Annotated in this window: 21 protein-coding genes; 13 read left to right on the top strand and 8 right to left on the bottom strand. The window is 70.1% G+C overall.

Features of this window, described 5'->3' with window-relative positions; genetic code table 11:
- Positions 1–22: 22 nt before the first annotated feature.
- Genes M2317_RS13885 through M2317_RS13875 form a run of 3 tightly spaced genes read left to right on the top strand, consistent with a single transcriptional unit; the run spans position 23 to position 3457 of the window.
- Complete coding sequence (locus M2317_RS13885; RefSeq protein ID WP_429461087.1) at positions 23–922, top strand: 5-dehydro-4-deoxyglucarate dehydratase; 900 nt, start codon at positions 23–25, stop codon at positions 920–922.
- A complete protein-coding gene (locus tag M2317_RS13880) occupies positions 919–2010 on the top strand; it encodes a mandelate racemase/muconate lactonizing enzyme family protein (RefSeq protein ID WP_429461086.1) in 1092 nt (363 codons plus the stop codon). Before M2317_RS13885 ends, M2317_RS13880 begins: the two co-directional genes overlap by 4 nt.
- A 1-nt stretch (position 2011) precedes the next feature.
- The gene (locus M2317_RS13875; protein WP_429461084.1) at positions 2012–3457 is read left to right on the top strand and encodes an aldehyde dehydrogenase (NADP(+)); all 1446 of its coding nucleotides are present in this window, start codon (positions 2012–2014) and stop codon (positions 3455–3457) included.
- A 125-nt stretch (positions 3458–3582) separates the two neighbouring features.
- Here M2317_RS13875 and M2317_RS13870 read toward each other — a convergent pair whose 3' ends face one another.
- Genes M2317_RS13870 through M2317_RS13845 form a run of 6 tightly spaced genes read right to left on the bottom strand, consistent with a single transcriptional unit; the run spans position 3583 to position 9626 of the window.
- A complete protein-coding gene (locus M2317_RS13870; protein WP_429461082.1) occupies positions 3583–4350 on the bottom strand; it encodes a sugar phosphate isomerase/epimerase family protein in 768 nt (255 codons plus the stop codon).
- Positions 4351–4361: 11 nt separating this feature from the next.
- The gene (locus M2317_RS13865) at positions 4362–5213 is read right to left on the bottom strand and encodes a sugar phosphate isomerase/epimerase family protein (RefSeq protein WP_429461080.1); all 852 of its coding nucleotides are present in this window, start codon (positions 5211–5213) and stop codon (positions 4362–4364) included.
- A 9-nt stretch (positions 5214–5222) separates the two neighbouring features.
- Positions 5223–6461, bottom strand: a complete 1239-nt coding sequence (gene manD / locus M2317_RS13860) for a D-mannonate dehydratase ManD (RefSeq protein WP_429461078.1) — start codon at positions 6459–6461, stop codon at positions 5223–5225.
- Positions 6458–7630 (bottom strand): mannitol dehydrogenase family protein, encoded by a 1173-nt coding sequence (locus M2317_RS13855; protein ID WP_429461076.1) that lies wholly within the window; start codon positions 7628–7630, stop codon positions 6458–6460. The genes manD and M2317_RS13855 overlap by 4 nt, the downstream gene beginning before the upstream one ends.
- Complete coding sequence (locus tag M2317_RS13850) at positions 7627–8778, bottom strand: Gfo/Idh/MocA family protein (RefSeq protein WP_429461074.1); 1152 nt, start codon at positions 8776–8778, stop codon at positions 7627–7629. Before M2317_RS13850 ends, M2317_RS13855 begins: the two co-directional genes overlap by 4 nt.
- Positions 8775–9626: a sugar phosphate isomerase/epimerase family protein gene (locus M2317_RS13845; protein WP_429461072.1), complete on the bottom strand. Its 852-nt coding sequence runs from the start codon at positions 9624–9626 to the stop codon at positions 8775–8777. Before M2317_RS13845 ends, M2317_RS13850 begins: the two co-directional genes overlap by 4 nt.
- A 114-nt stretch (positions 9627–9740) precedes the next feature.
- On the opposite strand from M2317_RS13845, the gene M2317_RS13840 reads away from it, so the two are divergent.
- Positions 9741–10790, top strand: coding sequence for a LacI family DNA-binding transcriptional regulator (locus M2317_RS13840; RefSeq protein ID WP_429461070.1), 1050 nt, complete (start codon positions 9741–9743; stop codon positions 10788–10790).
- On the top strand, positions 10787–12184 hold the full coding sequence (uxaC, locus tag M2317_RS13835; protein ID WP_429461069.1) for a glucuronate isomerase: 1398 nt from the start codon (positions 10787–10789) through the stop codon (positions 12182–12184). The genes M2317_RS13840 and uxaC overlap by 4 nt, the downstream gene beginning before the upstream one ends.
- 3 nt (positions 12185–12187) lie before the next feature.
- Here uxaC and M2317_RS13830 read toward each other — a convergent pair whose 3' ends face one another.
- On the bottom strand, positions 12188–13078 hold the full coding sequence (locus M2317_RS13830; RefSeq protein WP_429461067.1) for a nucleoside hydrolase: 891 nt from the start codon (positions 13076–13078) through the stop codon (positions 12188–12190).
- 13 nt (positions 13079–13091) lie between these two features.
- Positions 13092–13829 carry a FadR/GntR family transcriptional regulator gene (locus tag M2317_RS13825; RefSeq protein ID WP_429461065.1) on the bottom strand — a complete coding sequence of 246 codons (738 nt, stop codon included), beginning with the start codon at positions 13827–13829 and terminating at the stop codon, positions 13092–13094.
- Positions 13830–13912: 83 nt separating this feature from the next.
- Between M2317_RS13825 and M2317_RS13820 the strand changes: the two genes are divergently transcribed.
- The 8 genes from M2317_RS13820 (at position 13913) to M2317_RS13785 (ending at position 21609) form a co-directional block, all read left to right on the top strand.
- On the top strand, positions 13913–14782 hold the full coding sequence (locus tag M2317_RS13820; RefSeq protein ID WP_429461064.1) for an SMP-30/gluconolactonase/LRE family protein: 870 nt from the start codon (positions 13913–13915) through the stop codon (positions 14780–14782).
- 107 nt (positions 14783–14889) lie between these two features.
- Complete coding sequence (locus M2317_RS13815) at positions 14890–16254, top strand: MFS transporter (protein WP_429461062.1); 1365 nt, start codon at positions 14890–14892, stop codon at positions 16252–16254.
- Positions 16251–17975 carry a dihydroxyacetone kinase family protein gene (locus M2317_RS13810; RefSeq protein ID WP_429461060.1) on the top strand — a complete coding sequence of 575 codons (1725 nt, stop codon included), beginning with the start codon at positions 16251–16253 and terminating at the stop codon, positions 17973–17975. Before M2317_RS13815 ends, M2317_RS13810 begins: the two co-directional genes overlap by 4 nt.
- Before the next feature lie 12 nt (positions 17976–17987).
- Positions 17988–18458, top strand: coding sequence for a ribose-5-phosphate isomerase (locus M2317_RS13805; protein WP_406246784.1), 471 nt, complete (start codon positions 17988–17990; stop codon positions 18456–18458).
- Complete coding sequence (locus tag M2317_RS13800) at positions 18458–19210, top strand: triose-phosphate isomerase family protein (protein ID WP_429461059.1); 753 nt, start codon at positions 18458–18460, stop codon at positions 19208–19210. The genes M2317_RS13805 and M2317_RS13800 overlap by 1 nt, the downstream gene beginning before the upstream one ends.
- Positions 19207–20001 (top strand): sugar phosphate isomerase/epimerase family protein, encoded by a 795-nt coding sequence (locus M2317_RS13795; protein WP_429461057.1) that lies wholly within the window; start codon positions 19207–19209, stop codon positions 19999–20001. The genes M2317_RS13800 and M2317_RS13795 overlap by 4 nt, the downstream gene beginning before the upstream one ends.
- Positions 19998–20852, top strand: a complete 855-nt coding sequence (locus M2317_RS13790; protein ID WP_429461056.1) for a phosphogluconate dehydrogenase C-terminal domain-containing protein — start codon at positions 19998–20000, stop codon at positions 20850–20852. Before M2317_RS13795 ends, M2317_RS13790 begins: the two co-directional genes overlap by 4 nt.
- A 1-nt stretch (position 20853) precedes the next feature.
- Positions 20854–21609 (top strand): SDR family NAD(P)-dependent oxidoreductase, encoded by a 756-nt coding sequence (locus M2317_RS13785; protein ID WP_429461054.1) that lies wholly within the window; start codon positions 20854–20856, stop codon positions 21607–21609.
- Positions 21610–21634: the final 25 nt, after the last annotated feature.

The following is a 21634-nucleotide window of genomic DNA, read 5'->3' as shown; positions in this document are numbered from 1 at the left end:
ATCACCGACCGAAAGACCTCTCATGAACTTCGACGGCATCCTCTTCTTCCCCGTCACGCCTTTCACCGTCGACGGCACGATCGAGCACGACCTGCTCGCCCAGCACGTCGACCGCGGCGTCGCGGCCGGGGCCGGCGGCGTCTTCCCCGCCTGCGGCACGGGTGAGTTCCACGCGCTGTCCGCTTCCGAAGCGGCCGCGGTCACCCGCACGGCAACGGCGACAGTCGCCGGCCGCGTCCCCGTGATCGCGGGTGCGGGCGGTCCGCTCGGCCACGCGATCGAGGTCGCCAGGGCCGCAGCGGATGCCGGAGCCGACGGCCTCCTCGTGCTGCCGCCGTACCTCGTCGGGGGCACCCAGTCGGGGCTGATCGCGTACGTCGAGGCCATCGCCGCGGCATCCGATCTCCCGGTCGTCGTCTATCACCGCGGCAGCGCGCAGTACTCCGTCGACGCCATGCGGACCCTGGCTGCGAACCCGAAGGTGGTCGGCTTCAAGGACGGCACTGGCGACATCGGCACCACGCAGCTCATCGTCCGCGCAGTGGCTGAGACGGGCCGGGACGACTTCGCGTTCTTCAACGGCCTGCTCACCGCCGAGCTGACGCAGGGCGCGTACCGCGGCATCGGCGTCCCGCTGTACTCGTCGGCGGCCTTCGCGATGATCCCCGAGGTCGCGAACGCGTTCTATCGCGCCTACGTCGCCGGCGACGAGGAGCGGCGCCTGGAGATCCTGGACGGCTTCTACCGCCCGCTGGTGAACCTGCGCGACGAGACTCCCGGCTTCGGCGTCTCGCTGATCAAGACGGGGTTGCGCCTCGGCGGGCTTCCGGTCGGATCCGTGCGCGCTCCGCTGGTCGACCCGACACCAGCGCAGGAAGCCCGTCTGGCCGAGATCCTCGAGGCAGGGCGCGCGCTGCTGTGACCACGATCTCCCGGTTCGACACCCGGCTGCAGCGCGTCGCACTGACCCGGCCGTGGGCCGCTGACGTCACGAGCGTCGGCATCGTCGCGACGCACGTCGTCCGGTCGGACGGCGCCGAGGGCTGGGGCTTCTCGTGGACGCCGCAGATCGGCGCGACCGCGGTGCACGCGCTGCTGTCCGACGACATCGCGCACGCGGCGATCGGTCGCCCGGCCGAGCCGGGCGATGCCTGGCACGGGCTCTGGGAGCATCTGCACGAGGCGGGCGGCGGCGGCATCACGACGATCGCACTGGCCGGGCTCGATCTCGCCCTGTGGGATGCCGAGGCCCGCGCCCGCGATCTGCCGGTGTCCGGGGTGATCGGCCGGCGCCGGGAGCGCGTGCGCGCCTACGGTTCCGGCGTCAACCTGCACTACACGCAGGCCGAGCTGCTCGCACAGGTGCAGCGCTGGATCGACGCCGGATTCGACGCGGTGAAGATCAAGGTCGGCAAGCCCGACGTCGCGGAGGACGTCGACCGCGTCGGCGCCGTGCGCGATCTGCTCGGCCCGGATCGCGAACTCATGATCGACGCCAATCAGCGCTGGGATCTTTCCCGCGCCACGAGCTCGATCGAGGCGCTCAGCCGGTTCGACCTCGCCTGGATCGAGGAGCCGCTGCGCGCCGACGACCTCGAAGGCCACACCGAGCTCGCGCGGCGCATCGACGTGCCGATCGCGGTCGGCGAGAACCTGCACAACGCGCACCGGTTCGCCGACTTCCTGCGCGCGGGAGCTGCACAGATCGTGCAGCCCAACATCGTGCGGATCGGGGGCATCACGCCGTTCCAGCGGATCGCGCAGCTCGCGTCGGAGCACGGCGCCGCACTGCATCCGCACCTGTTGCCTGAGCTCTCCGGCCAGCTCGCGCTCACGCTTCTCGGCGACGTCGCCGAGCCCTGGGCCGAGGATGTCGAGGATGCCGGCTTCGCAGCGCTCGGCGCACTCGAAGACCCCTCGCCCGTCGCGATCGCCGACGGGCACCTCACCGAGACTCCGCACGTGGGTCTCGGCATCCGCTTCTCCCTCGTCCTCACCGGAAAGGCCTGACATGACCACCACCATCGAAGAGCTCCAGACGATCGCCGCGCAGGCGGCTGCCGCGGCTCCCGTGTGGCGGGCGTCGTCCGCGACCGAGCGGGCCGGATGGCTGCGCGCGATCGCGGACGCGCTCGACGCGAACACCGCGGAACTGGTCGAGATCGCCGACCGCGAGACCCGCCTCGGCGCACCCCGCCTCACCGGAGAGGTCGCCCGCACGACGGGGCAGCTCCGGCTGTTCGCCGGTGTCGTCGAGGAGGGCTCGTTCCGCGAGATCATCGTCGACGACGCGGATGCCGCGGCCACGCCGCCGCGCCCGGAGCTGCGCCGCCACCTGATCGGCGTCGGGCCGGTCGCGGTGTTCTCCGCATCCAACTTCCCGTTCGCGTTCTCGGTCGCCGGCGGCGACACGGCGTCGGCGCTGGCCGCAGGCAATCCGGTGATCGTGAAGGCGCACTCCGGGCATCTGGAATTGTCGCGCCGGACCGCCGAGATCGTCACGGAGGCGCTGCGCGCCGCTGGCGCGCCGGACGGATCGTTCGCGCTCGTCGAAGGCCGCGAGGCCGGCAACGCCCTGGTCCAGCATCCCGTCGTCCAGGCGGCGGGCTTCACGGGGTCGGTCTCGGGGGGACGCGCGCTGTTCGATCTCGCCTCGGGGCGCCCGGACCCCATCCCGTTCTACGGCGAGCTGGGCAGCGTCAACCCGGTCGTCATCACTCCGGCCGCGCTCGAACTCCGGGGCGCGGAACTCGCGACCGGCCTGGTCGGCTCGTTCACGCTCGGCGTCGGTCAGTTCTGCACCAAGCCGGGTGTCGTCTTCATTCCGACCGGCACGGGATTCGAGGATGCCGTCGCGGCAGCCGTCGGCTCGGTGGCCGGTGGTCCGCTGCTGACGGATCGGATCACCGCCGCATTCCCGGACGGCATCCAGAACCTGCTCGCCGACACCTCGACGGCGCTCATCGCGCACGGGGCGGAGACCCTGGATGGCGCACGTCCGGTCGTCGTGACCACGGATGCCGCGGCAGTCGCCGCGCGCCCCGAAGCGCTGCTCGAGGAGGTCTTCGGTCCGCTGACGCTCCTGGTCCGTTATACGGATGAAGCCGAGCTCCACGCGGCGCTGAGGGTCGTGCCTGGGAGCCTGACCGCGACCCTGCACTCCGAATCATCCGACGACGTGAATCAGACGGTCGAGCTGCTGCAGCAGCGGGCCGGGCGCGTGCTGTTCGCCGGCTGGCCGACCGGGGTCGCCGTGACGTGGTCGCAGCAGCACGGCGGCCCGTGGCCCGCCACGACGTCGCTGCACACGTCGGTGGGGGCAACGGCGATCCGCCGGTTCCTGCGTCCGGTCGTGTTCCAGGACGCCCCCGAACGCCTGCTGCCGGCCGAGCTGCGCGACGCGTCGCTCGCGACACTCCCGCACCGCCGCAATGGAGTCCTGGTGCTGCCCGTCTGAGTGATTCTGGACGGACGTTTCACGGATGCGGTGACGTTTCACGGACGATTTCGACCGATCGGTTCGTGAAACGTCACCGCATCCGCTGATCGTCCGCCGTGTTCCGGCGGATGATCCGGGGCTGGCTACGGCAGCGCGCGCAGCGCCGCGATCGAGGCGGCGATCTCGGTCTCGAGGTCGTCGCCCCAGTTGCACTCCAGCGAGACGGGGCCGTCGAATCCGGCATCCCGCAGCGTCGCGACGAACTCGCGCCACTGACCGCCACCTGCACCGAGCCAGAGCCGACCGGCATCGGCGATATGCGCGTGACCGATCCGATCGATGTTGTCCGCGACCGTCGACAGGGGCTCGTCCTCCTGCTCGATGTGGAACAGGTCGGCGACGACCGGGACGCCGTCGATGCCGTGGGCATCGAGGAAGTCGACGGCCTCGCCGATCGTGTGGATGAGGTTCGTCTCGCCCTGGTGGAGCGGCTCGAGCATGACCCGCAGGCCGTGTTCGGCCGCGGCATCCCGCGCGATCACCAGCGATTCGGCGAAGCGCGCCTCGGCAGCAGCGCGATCGGCCCTCTCGGGGATGCGGCGGGCGGCTCCGGATCCGAAGACGATCTTCGCGTCGGGCGCGGCGACCTGTGCGAGCACCGGGAAGATCGACGCGAAGTACGACCGCACCCGCTCGATGTCGAACGACGGGTCGGAGACCCGCACGTCGCCGGGGAGCAGGATCGCGAAGGACGGATGCTCCTCCCCAGCGAACTCCGGATTGAGGTTCGGCGTGCCGTCCTCCGCGAAGAGGATGACGTTGCCGACGATCGTGGGTTCGACGTAGTCGGCTCCGAGTCGCTGGGCGATGAGGCCGTTGGCACGAGGGCCGATGAATCCGACCGTTGTCACTCGGATGCCCTTCAGAAGAGCTCGGCGAAGCCGAGGTCTGTCAGGTTGCGGTGCGAGATCTCGAGGGCTTGCCAGACCGTGCGGCCGTACAGCTCGTCCTGTTCCACGAGCAGATACTCCGCGCCGGATCGGATGCTCTGATCGATGATCCCCGGCCAGTCGAGGTTGCCCTCGCCCACCTCGGCGAACTGCACGAGGCCGTTCCACGCCGTGCTCCACGCTGAATAGTCGCCCCGTTCGACCGCGTCGATCACCTCGGCATCCGGCATTGCGATCCGATAGTCCTTCAGATGCACCATCCGCACCCGCCCGGCGTACTGCGCGATGACCCGAGCCGGGTCCAACCCTCCGCGTGCGATCCAGTGGGCGTCGAGTTCGATTCCGACATGGGGCGAGTTCTCGGCGATGACATCGAGCAGGTAGCGCCCGTCGATCTTCGCGAACTCGACGTGGTGGTTGTGGTAGTACAGGGCGATGCCCTCGTCCGCCAGGCGCTCGGCCGCGGCATCCGCTCTCCGGCAGAAGTCGAGCACCGTTTCGACCGAACGCATCGACGGAATCGGCAGCATCCCGATGCGGACCATGTCCGACCCGAGCGTGCGGCAGTCCGCGACGACCTGGTCGAAGTCCTCCTCCAGCGAGTTGCCGCTGCCCGGCGAAAGACTTCCCGACAGTGCGCAGTACTCCATCCCGAGCTCCTCACGCGCTCGCTGGAGCTCTGCGACGGTCTCAGAGGTCAGCGGGATCTGCGACAGCTCCGCGACGCGGTAGCCGATGTCGCTCGCACGCCGGAAGGCCTCGAACGCTCCCAGCTCTGCGACCGCGTTCTTCAACATCATCGCCTGCAGTCCGATACGTGCCATGGTGTCTCCTCACCAGTCGTGGACGGTGCCGTCAGCCAGTCGGTTGTAAGGCAGATACGCCTGCTCGTACGGGTACTTCCCCGCTTCATCGACGTCGAGCTCGACGCCGAGGCCCGGCTGGTCGCCCGGGTGCAGCAGTCCGTTCTGCCAGGTGAACGACTGCCGGAACACCTGGTCGGTCTTCGCGCCGTGGCGCATGTATTCCTGGATGCCGAAGTTGTGGATGCTCAAGCCCAGATGCATCGCCGCGGCCATGCCGACCGGCGAGATGTCCGTCGGCCCGTGCATGCCGGATTTGATCTGGTACTGCGCCGCGTACTCGAGAGTCTTCTTCAGCGCCGTGATGCCGCCCATGTGCGTGACAGCGCCGCGGACGTAGTCGATGAGCTGCTCGCGGATCAGATCCTTGAAGTCCCACACCGTGTTGAAGATCTCTCCGATGGCGAGGGGCGTCGTGGTGTGCTGGCGCACCAGACGCAGCGCCTCCTGGTTCTCGGCGGGCGTGCAGTCCTCGAGCCAGAACAGGTCGTAGGGCTCCAGGTCCTTGCCGAGGCGTGCGGCCTGAATGGGCGTCATCCGGTGGTGACCGTCGTGCAGCAGCGGGATCTCGGGCCCGAACTCGTTGCGCACCGCCTCGAAGACGCCGGGGAGGTGCCGCAGGTACGCCCGCGTGTCCCAGTCCTCCTCGACGGGCTTCGCGCCGCGCCGTGCCGGCTCGTGGTCGTAGCGCGCCTCTCCGCCGAAGGTGTCGGCCGCCTGCGAGGCAATCCCGTAGATCGCCTTGAGCCCGGGGACGCCGGTCTGGATGCGGATGGCGCGGTATCCCTGCTCCAGGTGCGATCGCACCGAGTCGAACAGCTCCGGCAGCTCCTTGCCGGAGGCGTGGCCGTAGGCCAGCAGTCCCGTGCGCGATGCGCCGCCGAGCAGCTGATACAGCGGCATCCCTGCGGCCTTCGCCTTGATGTCCCACAACGCCATGTCGACCGCCGCGATCGCCGCCATCGTCACCGGCCCGCGGCGCCAGTACGCCGAGCGGTACAGGAACTGCCAGGTGTCCTCGATGCGGTGCGCATCGCGCCCGACGAGCAGCGGCACGACGTGCTCGGTCAGGTACGCGACGACGGCGAGCTCGCGACCGTTCAGCGTGGCGTCGCCCAGCCCGGTCAGCCCGTCGTCCGTGGTGAGCTTCAGCGTCACGAAGTTCCGGTCGGGACTCGTGACGACCACCTCTGCCCTGTCGATGATCATGCGTGCACTCCCTTCAGCTCGGCTATCGCGCCGATCAGCTCATGACGGACGTCGTCGTCCAGGTCGAATCGTCGGGCGACGGCATCCGCATCGTTCCCCTCCAGCGCGGCCCAGGCGGCGAGCGCTCGGATCTCACCGCGCCCGGCATCCAACCCGCGCGTCAGGCGCGCCCTGATCACCGGGATGACGCGAACGCCCAGCTTGATCTCCGCATCCGTCGCGATCTGGCGCAGCGCATGCCGGATGCGGGCGTTCTCGAAGCGCTCCACGAGCACGGCACGCTGTGCGGCGAGATCCTCGGCGGAGAACGGCAGCACCGCTGACGCGTCATCCCACAGCTCGTCGAGTGCCGCACGGCACACCTCGTCGGTCATGGCCTCGGCCACGGTCTCATGACCGCGGAGCTGCCCGAGACTCGCGAGAAGCGTGTGCCCGGCGTTGAGCAGCCAGAGCTTGCGCCGCTCGTACGGCTCGATGTCGGAGGTGAACTCGGCGCCGGCCCGCTCCCACGCCGGCCGGCCGGCGGGAAACTCTCCGCACAGGACCCAGGATGCCGCGGGCTCCGTCACGATCGCGCACGGGTCGTCGGTGACCGTGATGGGCAGCGCGTCGGCGACGGCCGGCGTGATCCGATCGACCACGGAGGATACGAACGAGACGTGGTCGGCGATCCAGGCCGCGAGTTCCGCCTCCGCCGCCTGCACCACGAGCGCACCGAGCAGCACGCCGTTGCCGTCGAGGTTGTCGCAGCTGACGATCGCGATCGGTCCCGCACCGGCATCCCGGCGAACGCGCAGCCCGTCGACGATGCGCTCGACCGCGGCACCGCCCTGGCGGTACCCGGCCTCGGTGATCGTGACGGTGAGCACGGCGACGGTCGTCATCGCCGCGCGCCAGGCCGCGGCATCCGCTCCGTCGTGCGCGGCGACGATCGACGAGATCCGCTCGACCGCATCGGACTCTGGGCCGCGCACGACGAGGTCGTAACGGCAGTCCTGCGCGGCCAGCGCGACGGCAGCATCCGGACGTCGGCCGGTGAAGGCGGCGATCCCCCACTCCTCGCCCCCTGACCGGTTCACGACCTCCGTGAACCAGGCCTGGTGCGCACGGTGGAACGCCCCGAGACCCAGGTGGGCGATCCGGACGGGCGCGCGTTCGGTCGTGGTCATCCCGCGCGGACTTCGATGGTCGGCACTTCGAGGATCAGGTCGTCGTAGTCGCCGGCGATCACGTCGTCGATCAGCACCTTGCGTCCCCGCACGGCCGAGATGTACACGGCCCGGACGGCGGCGAGCGCAAGCAGCGCCTGATCCACTGTGAGCAGCGGTTCGCCGCCCCGGTCGATCGCGTCCAGCAGATCGTCGTACTGGCGGACATGTCCGTAGCTGAACTGCGTGGCATCGACGCCCGCCGGCGGCTCGACGGCGTACCGCTCCGCCTGGTTGTCGCCGCCGCCGTATGCTCCGGCCGCGCCCTCGGCATCCTTCCTGAGATGGATGTAGCGCAGCGCATCGCCCTCGATCACGGCCGAGCCGTCGGAGCCGAGCAGCTGCAGTCGGACGGCGAGCCCGGGATAGCCGGCGGTGGTGGCGTGCAGGACCGCGAGCGCCCCGTTCTCGAACGTCAGAGTCGCGACGGCCGTGTCCTCGACCTCGACGCCCTCGTGTGCGAGCAGCGCGATCTCGGCCGAGACCGAGACCGGGCGACCGAGGAACCAGACCAGCAGGTCGAGCGTGTGCACGCCCTGGTTCATGAGCGCGCCGCCGCCGTCGAGCGCCCACGTGCCGCGCCAGTCGCCCGAGTCGTAGTACTCCTGCGAGCGCCACCACGGCACCGTCGCCAGCCCCGAAGTGATCCGCCCGAATCCGCCGTCCACGATCGCGGCATGCACGATCTGACTGGACGGGTCGAAGCGATGCTGACTGATGACGCTGCACACCTGGCCGCGTGCGGCAGCGGCGTTCGCGGCATCCGCCAGGCGTCGGGCACGGACGAGATCGACGTCGAGCGGCTTCTCGATCAGAACGTGGGCGCCCGCTTCCAGGGCGACGACGGCCTGCTCGACGTGCAGCCCAGACGGCGTCGCGACGACGACCAGCCGCGGCGCGTCGGCGGCGACCAGTTCCTGCACGGTCGCGTAGACGGCCGGACGCGATCCGATGCTCTCCTCGACGACGTCGGCGAGCGCCTCGGCCCGCGCGGTGTCGACGTCGACGAGCGCGGTCAGGACGAGCCGGTCGGCCAGCTGCAGGACGGCTTCGACGTGGGTGCGTCCGATGACGCCGCAGCCGATGATGGCGGTGGACAGGATGCTCATGCGAGGGTCACTCCAGCGTTGTCGGTGAGGGTGCGGAAGGCGCGAGCGGCACGGCCGAACGGCTGTGCGCCGCTGAAGCCGCCGAGGGCGCTCTGGTCGGTGAGGTGAGGTTCGAGGGAGGCGAAGCCGGTGAAGCCGCGGTCGCGCAGCGCGGCGATGGTCTCGGCCAGCTCGCCGTCGCCCTCGCCCGCCGGGACGACCTCGCCCGTCGCGAGCCGCGCGTCCTTGACCTGCAGGTACTCGATGTACTCGGCGAGCTGCGCGAAGCCGTCGGTGACCGGACGGACGCCGCACTGCACGTAGTTCGCGTTGTCCCACGCGAGGCGCAGGGCGGGCGAGTCGACCGTGCGGACGATGTCGAGCACGCGCTCGGGGATGTCGCCGTAGATGTGCTTCTCGTTCTCGTGCACGAGCGTCACGCCGGCGGATCCGGCGCGTTCGGCGAGCAGACCGAGCCGGTCCATCACCTCGTCGCGCATGTCCTCGACGGGCTCGCCCTCGGTCTGCCAGAACGAGAAGATCCGGATGTAGCGCGACTCGAGCACGTCCGCGGCGCGCAGCGCGTTGTCGAGACGGGTGAGCTCGAATTCGACGGGTTCGTCGAGGGTGCTCTTGCCGATCGGTGAGCCGATGGCCGAGACGCCCATCCCCTCGGCGCGGATGGCTGCCCAGAGCTCCCCGAGCCGCTCCCTGTCGAGGTCGACGATGTTGATGCCCCACGCCGATCGCACCTCGACGTGGCGTGCTCCGAGCGCGAGCAGGACGGCGCACTGGATGCGCGGGTCCGGGTGGATCTCGTCTCCGAATCCGGAGAGCATCCAGGTCGGCTGGGCGGTCGTCGGTGACATCGCATTCCTTCGTCGGCGGGGGTCGGCATTCACAACGGTAGCGAAGCGGCACGGCGACGACAAGCGTTTGCCAGAACTTTGCCACTGCGGCCGGAACGCGGCTATGCTCGCCGCATGACCGACACTGACGAGGCCGCCGAAGACGGCGGGCGTCCGCCCGGTCGCGCCGCCACGATCACGGACGTCGCGCGGCTCGCCGGCGTCGCGGCCTCCACCGTGTCCCGTGCCCTCAGCACCCCGGGCCGCGTGAACGCCGTCACCCGGCAGCGCATCGAACAGGCCGCCGCCGAGCTCGCGTACGTCCCCAGTTCGCAGGCGCGGTCGCTGGCATCAGGGCGCACCGGAACGGTCGCACTGCTCGTTCCCGACATCGCCAACCCGTTCTACTTCGACCTGATCCGCGGCGCCCAGCGCCAGTTGCGCGCCGCGGGGTACACCCAGCTGCTCGTCGACACCGAGGAGTCCACCGAGATCGAAGCGGACACGCTCGAGATCATGCGCAAGTCCGCCGACGGCGTGATCCTCGCCGCATCCCGGCTCGATGAGGCCCAGCTCGTGGCCGCGGCGGCCCGGCAGCCGCTGGTCACCGTCAACCGGGATCTGCCCGCCGTCCCGAGCGTGCTCATAGACACGCCCGCCGGGGTCCGGCAGGCGCTCACCCACCTGCACTCGCTCGGCCATCGCCGTGTCGCCTATGTCGCAGGACCCGCCGGTTCGTGGTCGAGCGCTCGACGCTGGGAGGCGCTGCAGGATGCCGCGGCGAACCTGGACATCGAGCTCACCTTCCTCGGCCCGTGGGCGCCGAACGCCGCGGCCGGCGCGACGGCGGCGGACAGCGTCGCGTCCCGCGACGTGACGGCGTGCGTGGTGTTCAACGATCTGCTCGCGATCGGGATGCTGAAGCGTCTGGCGCAGCGCGGCATCCGCGTTCCGGAGGATCTGTCGATCGTCGGGACGGACGACATCTTCGGGTCGGACTTCTGCCATCCGCCGCTGACCACGGTCGCCGCTCCCATCGAGGAGGCCGGTCGAGTCGCCGTGACGATGCTGCTGAGCAGACTGTCGCACAGCGGCACGCCACGGCTGCGGACGATCCTGCCGACCTACCTGCGGGCCCGCGAGAGCAGCGGCCCGGCACCTGTCCGCGAAAGGGATGCCCTGTGAGACTCGAGCCCTCCCCCGATCGGCTGCTGCCGGCGGATCCCACGACGCGCGCGGTCGCGCGCGCCCTGTACGAGAGCGTGCGCGAGGCGCCGATCCTGTCTCCGCATGGGCACGTCGACGCAGCGCTGCTGCGCGACGACCTCGCGTTCACCGACCCGGCCGATCTGCTCATCGTCCCCGACCACTACGTGCTGCGGTTGCTGCATGCGCACGGCATCGCGCTGGACGACCTCGGTCGCGGGGCGACGCCGGTCGAAGCGCGCGAGATCTGGCGCCGATTCGCCGCGCACTGGCATGTGTTCGCCGGCACCCCCGTGCGGGCCTGGTTCGAGGACACGCTGCACTCGGTCATCGGCCTGGACGAGCACCCCTCGGCCGTGAACGCGGATCGGCAGTTCGACGAGATCGCGGCCTGGATCGCGGATGCCGCGTCCCGCCCCCGTGCGCTGTTCGACCGGTTCGGCATCGAGGTGCTCGCCACCACGGACGATCCGACGGCTTCTCTCGAGGCGCACCGGGAGCTGCGCGACGACCCGACGTTCACGGGTCGCGTACTGCCGACGTTCCGGCCCGATCGATTCTTCGATCCGTCCGCAGCGGGCTGGCCCGCAGCTCTCGACGAGCTCCATGCCGCCAGCGGCATGGACACCCGAACGGCCGCCGGTCTCATCTCCGCGCTCGAGAACCGGCGCGCGCACTTCCGCTCGCTCGGCGCGACGGCGACGGACACGGGCGTGGTGGATGCCTGGGCGACCCGTCTTCCCGCGGACGAGCTCGAACGCATCCACCGCGCCGGTCTCGCCGGTTCCGCGACGGCATCCGACGCCACGGCCTACCGTCGGCACATGCTGTGGGAGATGGCGCGGATGTCGAGCGAGGACGGCCTGGTCATGCAGCTGCACCCCGGGGTGCTGCGGAACCATCACCGGCCGACTCTCGAACGGTTCGGCCCCGACACCGGCCACGATCTGCCGCTGCTGACGAGCTACACCGAACCGCTGCGCGAACTGCTCGGCGATTTCGGCACGAACGACACGTTCCGCATGGTGCTGTTCACGGTCGACGAGACCGCGTTCACCCGGGAGATCGCACCGCTCGCCGGGTTCTACCCGTCGGTGTTCGCCGGGGCGCCGTGGTGGTTCCTGGACAGCCCCGACGGCATCCGTCGGTTCCGCGAGGGCGTCACGGACTCCGCCGGCTTCTACAAGACGAGCGGGTTCATCGACGACACGCGCGCCTATCTGTCGATCCCGGCACGGCACGATGTGTCCCGCCGGATGGATGCCGGGTGGCTGGCGACCCTGGTCGTCACCGGGCGTCTCGGCGAGGAGGAGGCGCACACGATCGCGCACGACCTCGTCGACAGCATCCCTCGGGGCGTGTTCCGGCTCTGACCGTCAGCGCGCGTGGCGCGCGATCTTGTGGAACATGTCCTCCAGGAGGAACCGCACGTCGATGCTCTCCACGACGAAGATCTCCCGTGCCGGGTCGCCCGCCTCGTAACGCCCGTCGGCGGTGAACCGCACCCGCGGTCGGCGGCGCATCGCGGCGCAGCCCGGCTCGAGCATGAGCGCGATCGCCGGGGAGTCGCCGAGTGAGCGCGACTCGATCGCGGTGCCGTGGTGCGCACTGTTGAAGTCGACCACCTGCTGTGCGAGGTAGCGTCCGAGCTCGCCGTGCGGTTCGACCCGCGCCTCCAGCTCCGCATACGACACGTTGACCTGGCGGTAGATGTTCGACGGCACCTGCCACACCCGGATGCCGGAGTCGAGCACGACGTTCGCCGAGGCGATGTCATTGCGGAGATTGAACTCCGGCCACGACCCGGTCGAGACGATATCGCCGTACGGCGGACCGCCGATCCAGATCACCGTGGTGTCCGTGCCGGCGATGTCGGGCGCCAGCAGCAGCGCGGAGGCCATGTCGGTCAGCGGCCCGAGGAACGCGATGTACAGTGGCCCCGCATCCGCTCGTCTGGCCTCCTCGATGATGAGCCGCGCACCCGGGCTGTCGACCGGGGTCCGCTCGTCCGGCAGCGCGCGCGGCGCCCCATCGGCGGCCGGCACCTCGCGCCCGAGGTCGAGCAGACGCAGCAGCAGCTCGAGCTCCTCGCGCGACTCAGCGAGCGATTCGGTCGTGCGGTGCGTGCCGAAATGCGCCGGGATGATGCCGCGGATGTCCAGCGTCGGCGACAGCAGCGCGTGCACGAGGGCGAACTGATCGTCCGCCTCGTTCTTCACATCGGAATCGATGATGACACGCCTCGTCCGGCGATCGTCGTTGATCACGGTCGACCTCTCGTCAGTTCGTTCGCTCGGTGAGCAGTCGTTCGGTCGCGGTGGCCATGTGCACGGCCATGGCGGATGCCGCGGCATCCCCGTCTCCGGCCTTCACGCCGGCCAGCACCGCCTCGTGCTCGGCCGTGGCGCGCTCGGCGTGCGCGCGGTCGTGCACGGCCCGGTCGGCGTACACCTGCAGCAGCGACCGGATCACGTGCAGGTGGTCGGTGAGCGTGGCGTTGCCCGCGGCCTCCGCGAGCGCGTGGTGGAAGTCGAGGTCGGCCTTCGCGAAGGCCGCGAGGTCGTCGATCGTGGCATGCATGCGCGCGACGTCCTTCTCGAGTCGCGCGAGGATCGCGGCATCCGCCCGCGCAGCGGCGAGCCGGGCGACGAAGATCTCGAGGCCCTCGCGCAGCTCGAGCAGCTGCGCCGTGTTGCGCTCGCCGATCAGCAGCCCCCAGCGCAGCGTCTGCGGCAGCAGCTCGCTGGCCGCGCCGCGCAGGTAGGTGCCGGATCCCGGACGCACGTCGACGATGCCGAGGATCTCCAACGCGGCGAGCGCCTCGCGCACCGCTGACCGCCCGACGCCGAGCGTCGTCGCGAGCTGCCGTTCCGGTGGCAGCCGCGTACCGGGCGCGATCGATCCGCCGGTGAACAGGTCGAGCAGGCGGCGCGCGACCTCCGACACCGGCGTCCCGGACGGGAGAGCACCGAGAGCGGCGGCGATGTCGTCGACGGGATCTCCGGGAAAGGCGGGCATGCCAGTAACCTACCGGGCAGGCGTGCGATTCCGCACCATTTTGGTCAACCGGTTATGCGCCAGCGCCGGAGGAGGAGAACCCGATGACGACCTCTCTCGTGGATGCAGGCATCCTCGCGCCCGATGCCGCGCTCGAACGCGTGCACACCGGGTCGATCTGGGCCGAGGGGCCGTTGTGGGTCCCCGACCGGGCTCGCCTCCGGTGGAGCGACATCCCGAACGACTGCATCCGCGAGTACGATCCGGCCACCGGCGAGTCGTCCCTGTATGCGGAGGGCGTCGAGTTCACGAACGGGCGGGCGCTGGATCGGGACGGCAGCGTCGTGCAGTGCTCGCACGGGCGCCGCCGGGTCGAGCGCGACAGGGGCGGCGTGGTCGAGAGCATCGTCGATGCGTGGAACGGCGTACGACTGAACTCCCCCAACGACGTCGTCGTCGACGCCTCCGGCGTCATCTGGTTCACCGACCCCGCCTACGGCATCACGCAGCCGCGCGAGGGCCACCCCGGGGTCCGCGAGTACGGCGACCACTTCGTCTTCCGTCACGACCCTGCCAGCGGGCGGACGAGCGCGGTCATCACCGACATCGAGCAGCCGAACGGACTCGCGTTCTCGCGCGACGGTTCGAAGCTGTTCGTCGCGGACTCCTCCGACCGACGCGACATCCGCGTGTACGACGTGCAGGACGGCGCGCGCTGCAAGAACGGGCGTCTGTTCGCGGTGCTGGATGCCGAAGACGGCCACCCCGACGGCATCCGTGTGGATGAGCACGACAGGCTGTGGTCGTCCAGCGGAACCGGCGTGATCGTGTTCGCCCTGGACGGCACCCAGCTCGGACGGATCACCGTTCCGGAGACCGTCGCGAACCTCTGCTTCGGCGGCGAGGACGGGACCGATCTCTACATCACCGCGACGACGAGCCTGTACCGGATCGCCACGCGCACCCGCGGCTGAGCGCCCTCCGGCCGATCGAATTCCGAAGACGGCTTGCAATTGGTCAACCGGTTTGCCAAAATGACTTGAGCAGCACCCGCGCATCACCGTCGATTCCAGGAGTCATCGTGGACAACACCCAGACCGAGAGCTCGGTCGCGAAATCCGCCATCCGGAAGGTCTCCATCCGGCTCGTGCCCTTCGTGGCGTTGATGTTCTTCATCAACTACCTCGACCGCACCGCCATCGGATTCGCCGCCCCCAACGGCATGAACGAGGACCTCGCGCTCAGCGCCGCTCAGTTCGGCTTCGCCTCCGGCGTCTTCTTCATCGGCTACATCATCCTCGAGGTGCCCTCGAACATCGCGCTGCACCGCTTCGGCGCCCGCCGCTGGCTCGCCCGCATCATGGTGAGCTGGGGCATCGTGGCGCTGCTGTTCACGTGGGTGCAGAACTTCGAGCAGCTCGTCGTGCTGCGCTTCCTGCTCGGCGTCGCCGAGGCCGGATTCTTCCCCGGCGCGATCCTGTTCCTCAGCCTCTGGGTTCCCGCGCAGTACCGCGGCCGCATCCTCATGCTCTTCTACCTGGCACAGCCGCTGACCACCGTGATCGGCGCCCCGCTGGCCGGGGCACTCATCCAGCAGCACGGCATCTTCTTCGGCCTCGAGGGCTGGCGCTTCATGTTCCTGGGCGTCGCGATCCCCGCGATCGTGGTCGGCATCATCGCCTGGTTCTACCTGAAGGACAAGCCCGCCGACGCGAAGTGGCTGACCTCCGCCGAGCAGGTCTGGCTCACGGACGCGCTCGAGTCCGAGCGCAAGAAGACCGAGGCCACCGAGAAGCACGTCTCGGTCCGCTTCGCCTTCGGCAGCGGCCGGGTCTGGATGCTGTCGTTCATCTACTTCGGCTTCATCTACGGCCTCTACGCCCTGGCGTTCTTCCTGCCGACCATCATCGACGGCTTCCAGGAGCAGTCCGGCGTGACGTACGACGTCTTCCAGAAGGGCCTCATCACCGCGGTCCCGTACCTGCCCGCTGCGATCGTCATGTACTTCTGGTCGCGCGACGCCGGCAAGCGAGGGCTGAAGACCTGGCACATCGCCGCTCCGGCGATCGCCGGGGCCGTCTCGATCCCGTTGGCGCTGTTCGCCGGCTCCCCCGTCGCGACCATGGCCGTCATCACGGTCACGGCGTGCGCGATCTTCGCCGCCCTGCCGAACTTCTGGACGCTGCCGACCCAGTTCCTCACGGGTGTGGCCGCGGCGGCCGGCGTCGCCCTGATCAACACGGTCGGCAACCTCGCCGGCTTCAGCGCCCCGTACATCACCGGTGCCGTGCACGACTGGACCGGCGGCTACGAGGTGCCGATGTTCATCGTCGGCGGATTCATGCTCGTCTCGGCGATCCTCATGATCGTGCTCGCCCGCAGCGGCCGCATCCGCACGGCGGACGCGCAGGATGCCGCGAGCACCGCCCCGGAGTCCACCCGATGACCCGTCTGTGGAACGACCCCGAGGACTTCGCCGACGAGATGATCGACGGCTTCGTCGCCGCGAACGCCCGCTCTGTGCGGCGCGTGACCGGCGGCGTGGTCCGCTCGACCGTCGTCCCGGACGGCCAGGTCGCCGTCGTGATCGGCGGTGGCTCCGGCCACTACCCCGCCTTCGGAGGCATGGTCGGCCAGGGCCTCGCGCACGGCGCGGCAATGGGCAACCTGTTCGCCTCGCCGTCGGCGCAGCAGATCCACGCCGTCGCCAAGACCGCCGACCGGGGTGCCGGAGTGTTCTTCTCCTACGGCAACTACGCCGGCGACGTGCTGAACTTCGACGCCGCCCAGGAGCGTCTGCGCGCCGAGGGCATCGAAGCGGCGACCGTGGCCGTCACCGATGACATCTCGAGCGCATCGATCGCCGAGAAGCACAAGCGCCGTGGCATCGCCGGCGATCTCACCGTCTTCCGCTCCGCCGCTGCGGCCGCGGAGCGCGGCGACGATCTCGCCGCGGTGACGAGGATCGCGGCGAAGGCCAACGAGCGCACCCGATCGTTCGGCGTCGCGTTCACCGGCTGCACGATGCCCGGCGCACCGGCGCCGCTGTTCACGGTGCCGGCCGGCCGCATGGCGGTCGGGCTCGGCATCCATGGCGAGCAGGGGATCGACGAGACCGACATCCCGACCGCTGACGAGCTCGCCGAGCTTCTCGTCGAGAAGCTCCTGGCCGAGGTGCCGGACGGCATCGAGGTCGCCGGCGCACGGGTCATCCCCATCCTCAACGGGCTCGGATCGCTCAAGTACGAGGAGATGTTCGTCGTCTACCGGCGCATCGCCCAGCTGCTCGCGGATGCCGGGATCGAGATCGTCGACCCGCACGTCGGCGAGTACTGCACGTCCTTCGACATGGCGGGCACCTCGCTGACGCTGTTCTGGCTGGACGACGAGCTCGAACAGCTCTGGGACACCCCGGTCGACGCTCCGGCGTACCGCCGCGGCTCGGTCGTGACGGCCGATCGCTCCGAGACCGTGGATGCGATCGCGATCGAGGACGTCATCGCGCCGGGCGACGCGGAGTCGCAGAAGGTCGCGCAGACCGTGCGCGCCGCGCTGCAGACGATCGTCGACACGATCGACGAGCACGCCGACGAGCTGGGCCGGATCGACGCGATCGCCGGTGACGGCGACCACGGCATCGGAATGCGCCGCGGATCGCACGCGGCCCTCGCCGCCGGCATCCACGCGGTCGAGGCAGGTGCGGGCGCCAGGACGACGCTCGCCCGCGCGGCCGACGCCTGGTCCGACAAGGCCGGCGGAACGTCTGGCGTGCTGTGGGGCGTGATCCTGAACGCCGTCGCCGGCCGCCTGGGAGACGCCGGCCGCCCCGATGCGCAGGCCGTGGCATCCGGTATCGCCGACGGCGCCCGCGGCGTGCAGAACTACGGCAAGGCGGTGGTCGGCGACAAGACCATGGTCGATGCCCTCGTGCCGTTCTCGAGCGAGCTGACCACGGCCGCGGATGGTGGCGCCTCTCTCGCGGACGCGTGGGCGACGGCAGCGGATGCCGCGACGCGCGCCGCCGCCGCCACCGCCGATCTGCTCCCCCGCATGGGCCGTGCCCGCAGCCACGGCGAGCACGCCATCGGCACCCCGGACCCCGGCGCGATCTCGCTCGCACTGATCGCCACCGCCATCGGCGAACTGCTCGCCGCTTCGAAGAACTGACTGGAGATCATCATGACCGAACCCCTCCGCATCGTCATCGGCTGCGATGACGCCGGCTTCGACTACAAGGAGATCCTGAAGAAGGACCTCGAGAGCAACCCCGGCGTCGCGTCGGTCGTCGACGTGGGTGTGGATGCGGATGGGCACACCGCCTACCCGCGCGTCGCGATCGAGGCCGCCGAGCGCGTCGCGCGCGGCGAGGCCGATCGGGCCCTGCTCATCTGCGGCACCGGCCTCGGCGTCGCGATCGCGGCGAACAAGGTCGCCGGCATCCGCGCCGTCACCGCGCACGACTCCTTCTCGGTCGAGCGCGGCGTGCTGTCGAACAACGCGCAGGTGCTCTGCATGGGACAGCGCGTGGTCGGCATCGAACTCGCCCGCCGCAACGTGCGCGAGTGGCTCACCTACCGGTTCGACGAGACCAGCGCGTCCGCCGAGAAGGTCGCCGTCATCGACGAGTACGAGACCACCGGAAGCTGCTGATGCTGAAGAAGGTCGTCGGGGTGAGCCTGAAGATGTACTTCGGGCACGAACGCGCGCGCACCTGGTTCGCCGAGGTGGCCGAGCGCGTCCGTGAGCACGAGGGCGTCGCCTCCGGCGCCGTCGAATTCTTCGTCACTCCGACGTTCCTGCAGGTCGGCCCCGCCGTGGAAGCCTTCGCCGGGACTCCGGTGCGCATCGGCGGGCAGGACGTGGCTGCTGCAGCATCCGGCGCCTTCACGGGCGAGGTCTCGGCATCCGAACTCGCCGAAGTCGGCGCCGCCATCGCCGAGATCGGCCATGCCGAACGCCGTCGCCTGTTCGGCGAGACGGACGAGATCGTCGCGGCCAAGACGCGGCAGGCTCTGGATGCCGGGCTGACTCCTCTGCTCTGCATCGGCGAGACCGAGCAGCAGGACCCGCAGGATGCCGCGGTGGTCGCGTCCCGGCAGCTCGCGGCCTCCCTCACGGGCGCCCCGGCAGGAGCGGTGATCGTCGCGTACGAACCGGTCTGGGCGATCGGCGCACCGGAGCCCGCCGGTCACGACCACATCCGTATCGTGGCCGCGGCTCTCCGTGCCGCGCTCGACGCCGACCCCGCACGCGCCGGATCCACCGTGATCTACGGCGGCGCGGCGGGCCCTGGCCTGCTGACCGCACTGGGCGATGCCGTCGACGGCGTGTTCCTCGGTCGCTTCGCCCACGATCCCGACGCGCTGATGAGCGTGCTCGATGAGGCGGTGAGCGCGCGATGATCGGCCTCGGCACCTACGCCTACTTCTGGCAGCACTCCGACCGCGTCGAGCAGCCGCTCAGCCTCATCGGCGCCCTCGAGGACACCCGCGCCCAGGACGTCGACCTGTTCCAGATCTGCGACTACGCACCGCTCGAGCGGATGTCCGACGCCGAGCTGCACGACGCCGCCCGCGCGGCGCGCGAACTCGGCATCCGGATCGAACTGGGCACCAAGGGGATCGTCCCCGAGCATCTGACGCGCTTCCTCCGACTCGCGAAGGTCTTCGACGCGCGCCTCGTGCGCAGCATGCTCACCGGCCCGGACTCCCGCCCCAGCGCGGCCGAGTCCCAGGTGTGGTTGCGCAGCAGCATCCGCGACTTCGAAGCCGCGGACGTGACGCTCGCACTGGAGACGTACGAGCAGGTGCCGACCGCCGATCTCCTCGGCGTCGTCGAAAGCGTCGGCAGTGCGCATCTGGGCATCTGCCTGGATCCGGCGAACGTCGTCGCGCAGCTGGAGAACCCGAAGGCGTGCGTCGAGCAGACCGCAGCGCTCGTGAAGAACGTGCACGTCAAGGACTTCGCCTTCGCCCGTCAGCCGGGCTGGGTCGGGTTCACCTACTCCGGTGCCGCGATGGGCGCAGGACTGCACGACTACGCGCATCTGCTCGAGACCGTGCGACCGCGCGAGCGCGGCATCAACGAGATCGTCGAGCACTGGCTGCCCTGGCAGGACGACGCACAGACCACCATCCGAACCGAGCGGGAATGGACCCGCATCACCCTGGAACACCTGAGGAGCACATCATGACCGACACCTACAAGATCGCCGTCATCGGAGCGGGCGGGAAGATGGGCATGCGCGTGTCCGACAACCTCGTGAAGACCGACCACACCGTCTGGTACGTCGAGAACTCGCCGGCCGGCCAGCAGCGCACGATCGAGGCCGGGCGCGAGCTGACCGAGGCGTCCGTCGCGGTCGCCGACGCCGACATCGTCGTGCTCGCCGTCCCCGACCTGGCGCTCGGCCCTGTGACCGCCGACCTGGTCCCCCAGCTCCGTGCCGGCGCGATCGTACTGACGCTCGACCCCGCCGCGGCCTACGCGGGGCTGCTGACCACGCGCGAGGACGTCATCCAGGCCGTCGCGCACCCGTGCCACCCGTCGATCTTCCTGCAGCGCGAGACGCCGGAGCAGTGGGCGGACACGTTCGGCGGCATCGCCGCGCCGCAGGACGCCATCGCGGCCGTCGAGAGCGACGACCCGGCCAAGAAGGCGATCGTCGAGGAGACCGTCCGCGCCATCTACGCGCCGGTCATCGACGTGCACTGGGTCACGATCAAGCAGCTCGCCCAGCTCGAGCCGACCCTCGTCGAGACGGTCGCCTGCATGATCGGCGCCCTGCTCAACGAGGCTCTTCAGGAGACCGTGAACACGATGGGCGTCCCGGAGGCTGCTGCCCGCAGCATCCTGTACGGACACACGCAGGTCGCTCTCGCGAACGGTCTGCGCGGCGACAACCCGTTCTCCGACGCGTGCCTGATCGCCATGGACTACGGCCGCGAGAGCATCATCAAGGACGACTGGAAGAAGATCTTCCGCGATGACGAGCTCGACCGCAACCTCGCCCGCATGCTGCACCTCGACCACATCGAGCGCTGAGATGGGACAGCTCGAGGGCAGGACGGCGCTGGTCACGGGCGCCGCACTGGGCATCGGCCTCGCCGTCGCGACGCGCTTCGTCCGCGAGGGCGCCCGCGTGATCCTCGCGGATCGCAACGGCGAAGGGGCGGCCGCGGCAGCTGCGGCGCTGGGCGCGAACGCCCGCGCCGTGACGATGGACATCTCGGATGAGGATGCCGTCGCGGCCGGCTTCGCGGCGGTCGAGGCCGACGGCTGGGCTCCGGACGTCGTCGTCGCCAACGCGGGTGTGCAGCTGTTCGGACAGGATGCTCAGGCCGCCGACCTCGACCTCGACGTGTGGCGCAGGACGGTCGACATCAACCTCACCGGGACGTTCCTGACGGTCAAGCACGCGGTCCGCTCGATGCTGCCGCGCGGCGGCGGGTCGATCATCCTGACGGGGAGTCCCACCGGCGTGAACGGCGAGGGCAAGGACTTCACCGCGTACAGCGCGACGAAGGCCGGCATCCACGGTCTCGGGCGCACGGTCGCCGCGGCGTACGCCGACCGCGGCATCCGCGTCAACACCGTCCAGCCCGCCTACACCGAGACGCCTCTCGTCGCGGCGATCAGCGAGGACCCGGAGTCGCGAGCGGCGATCGTCAGCCGCATCCCGATCGGGCGGGCCGGGACGCCGGACGACGTCGCCGGCATCATGGTGTACCTCGCCAGCGACGACGGCGCCTTCGCGACCGGTGCGATCTTCCAGGTCGACGGCGGGATGACCTCGTTGTGATCTGAGGCACCTGCACTCCCGTACG

The sequence above is a fragment of the Microbacterium sp. ZKA21 genome (genome assembly GCF_050434165.1).
Lineage (GTDB): Bacteria > Actinomycetota > Actinomycetes > Actinomycetales > Microbacteriaceae > Microbacterium.
This window is presented reverse-complemented; position numbering and strand designations above follow the sequence as displayed.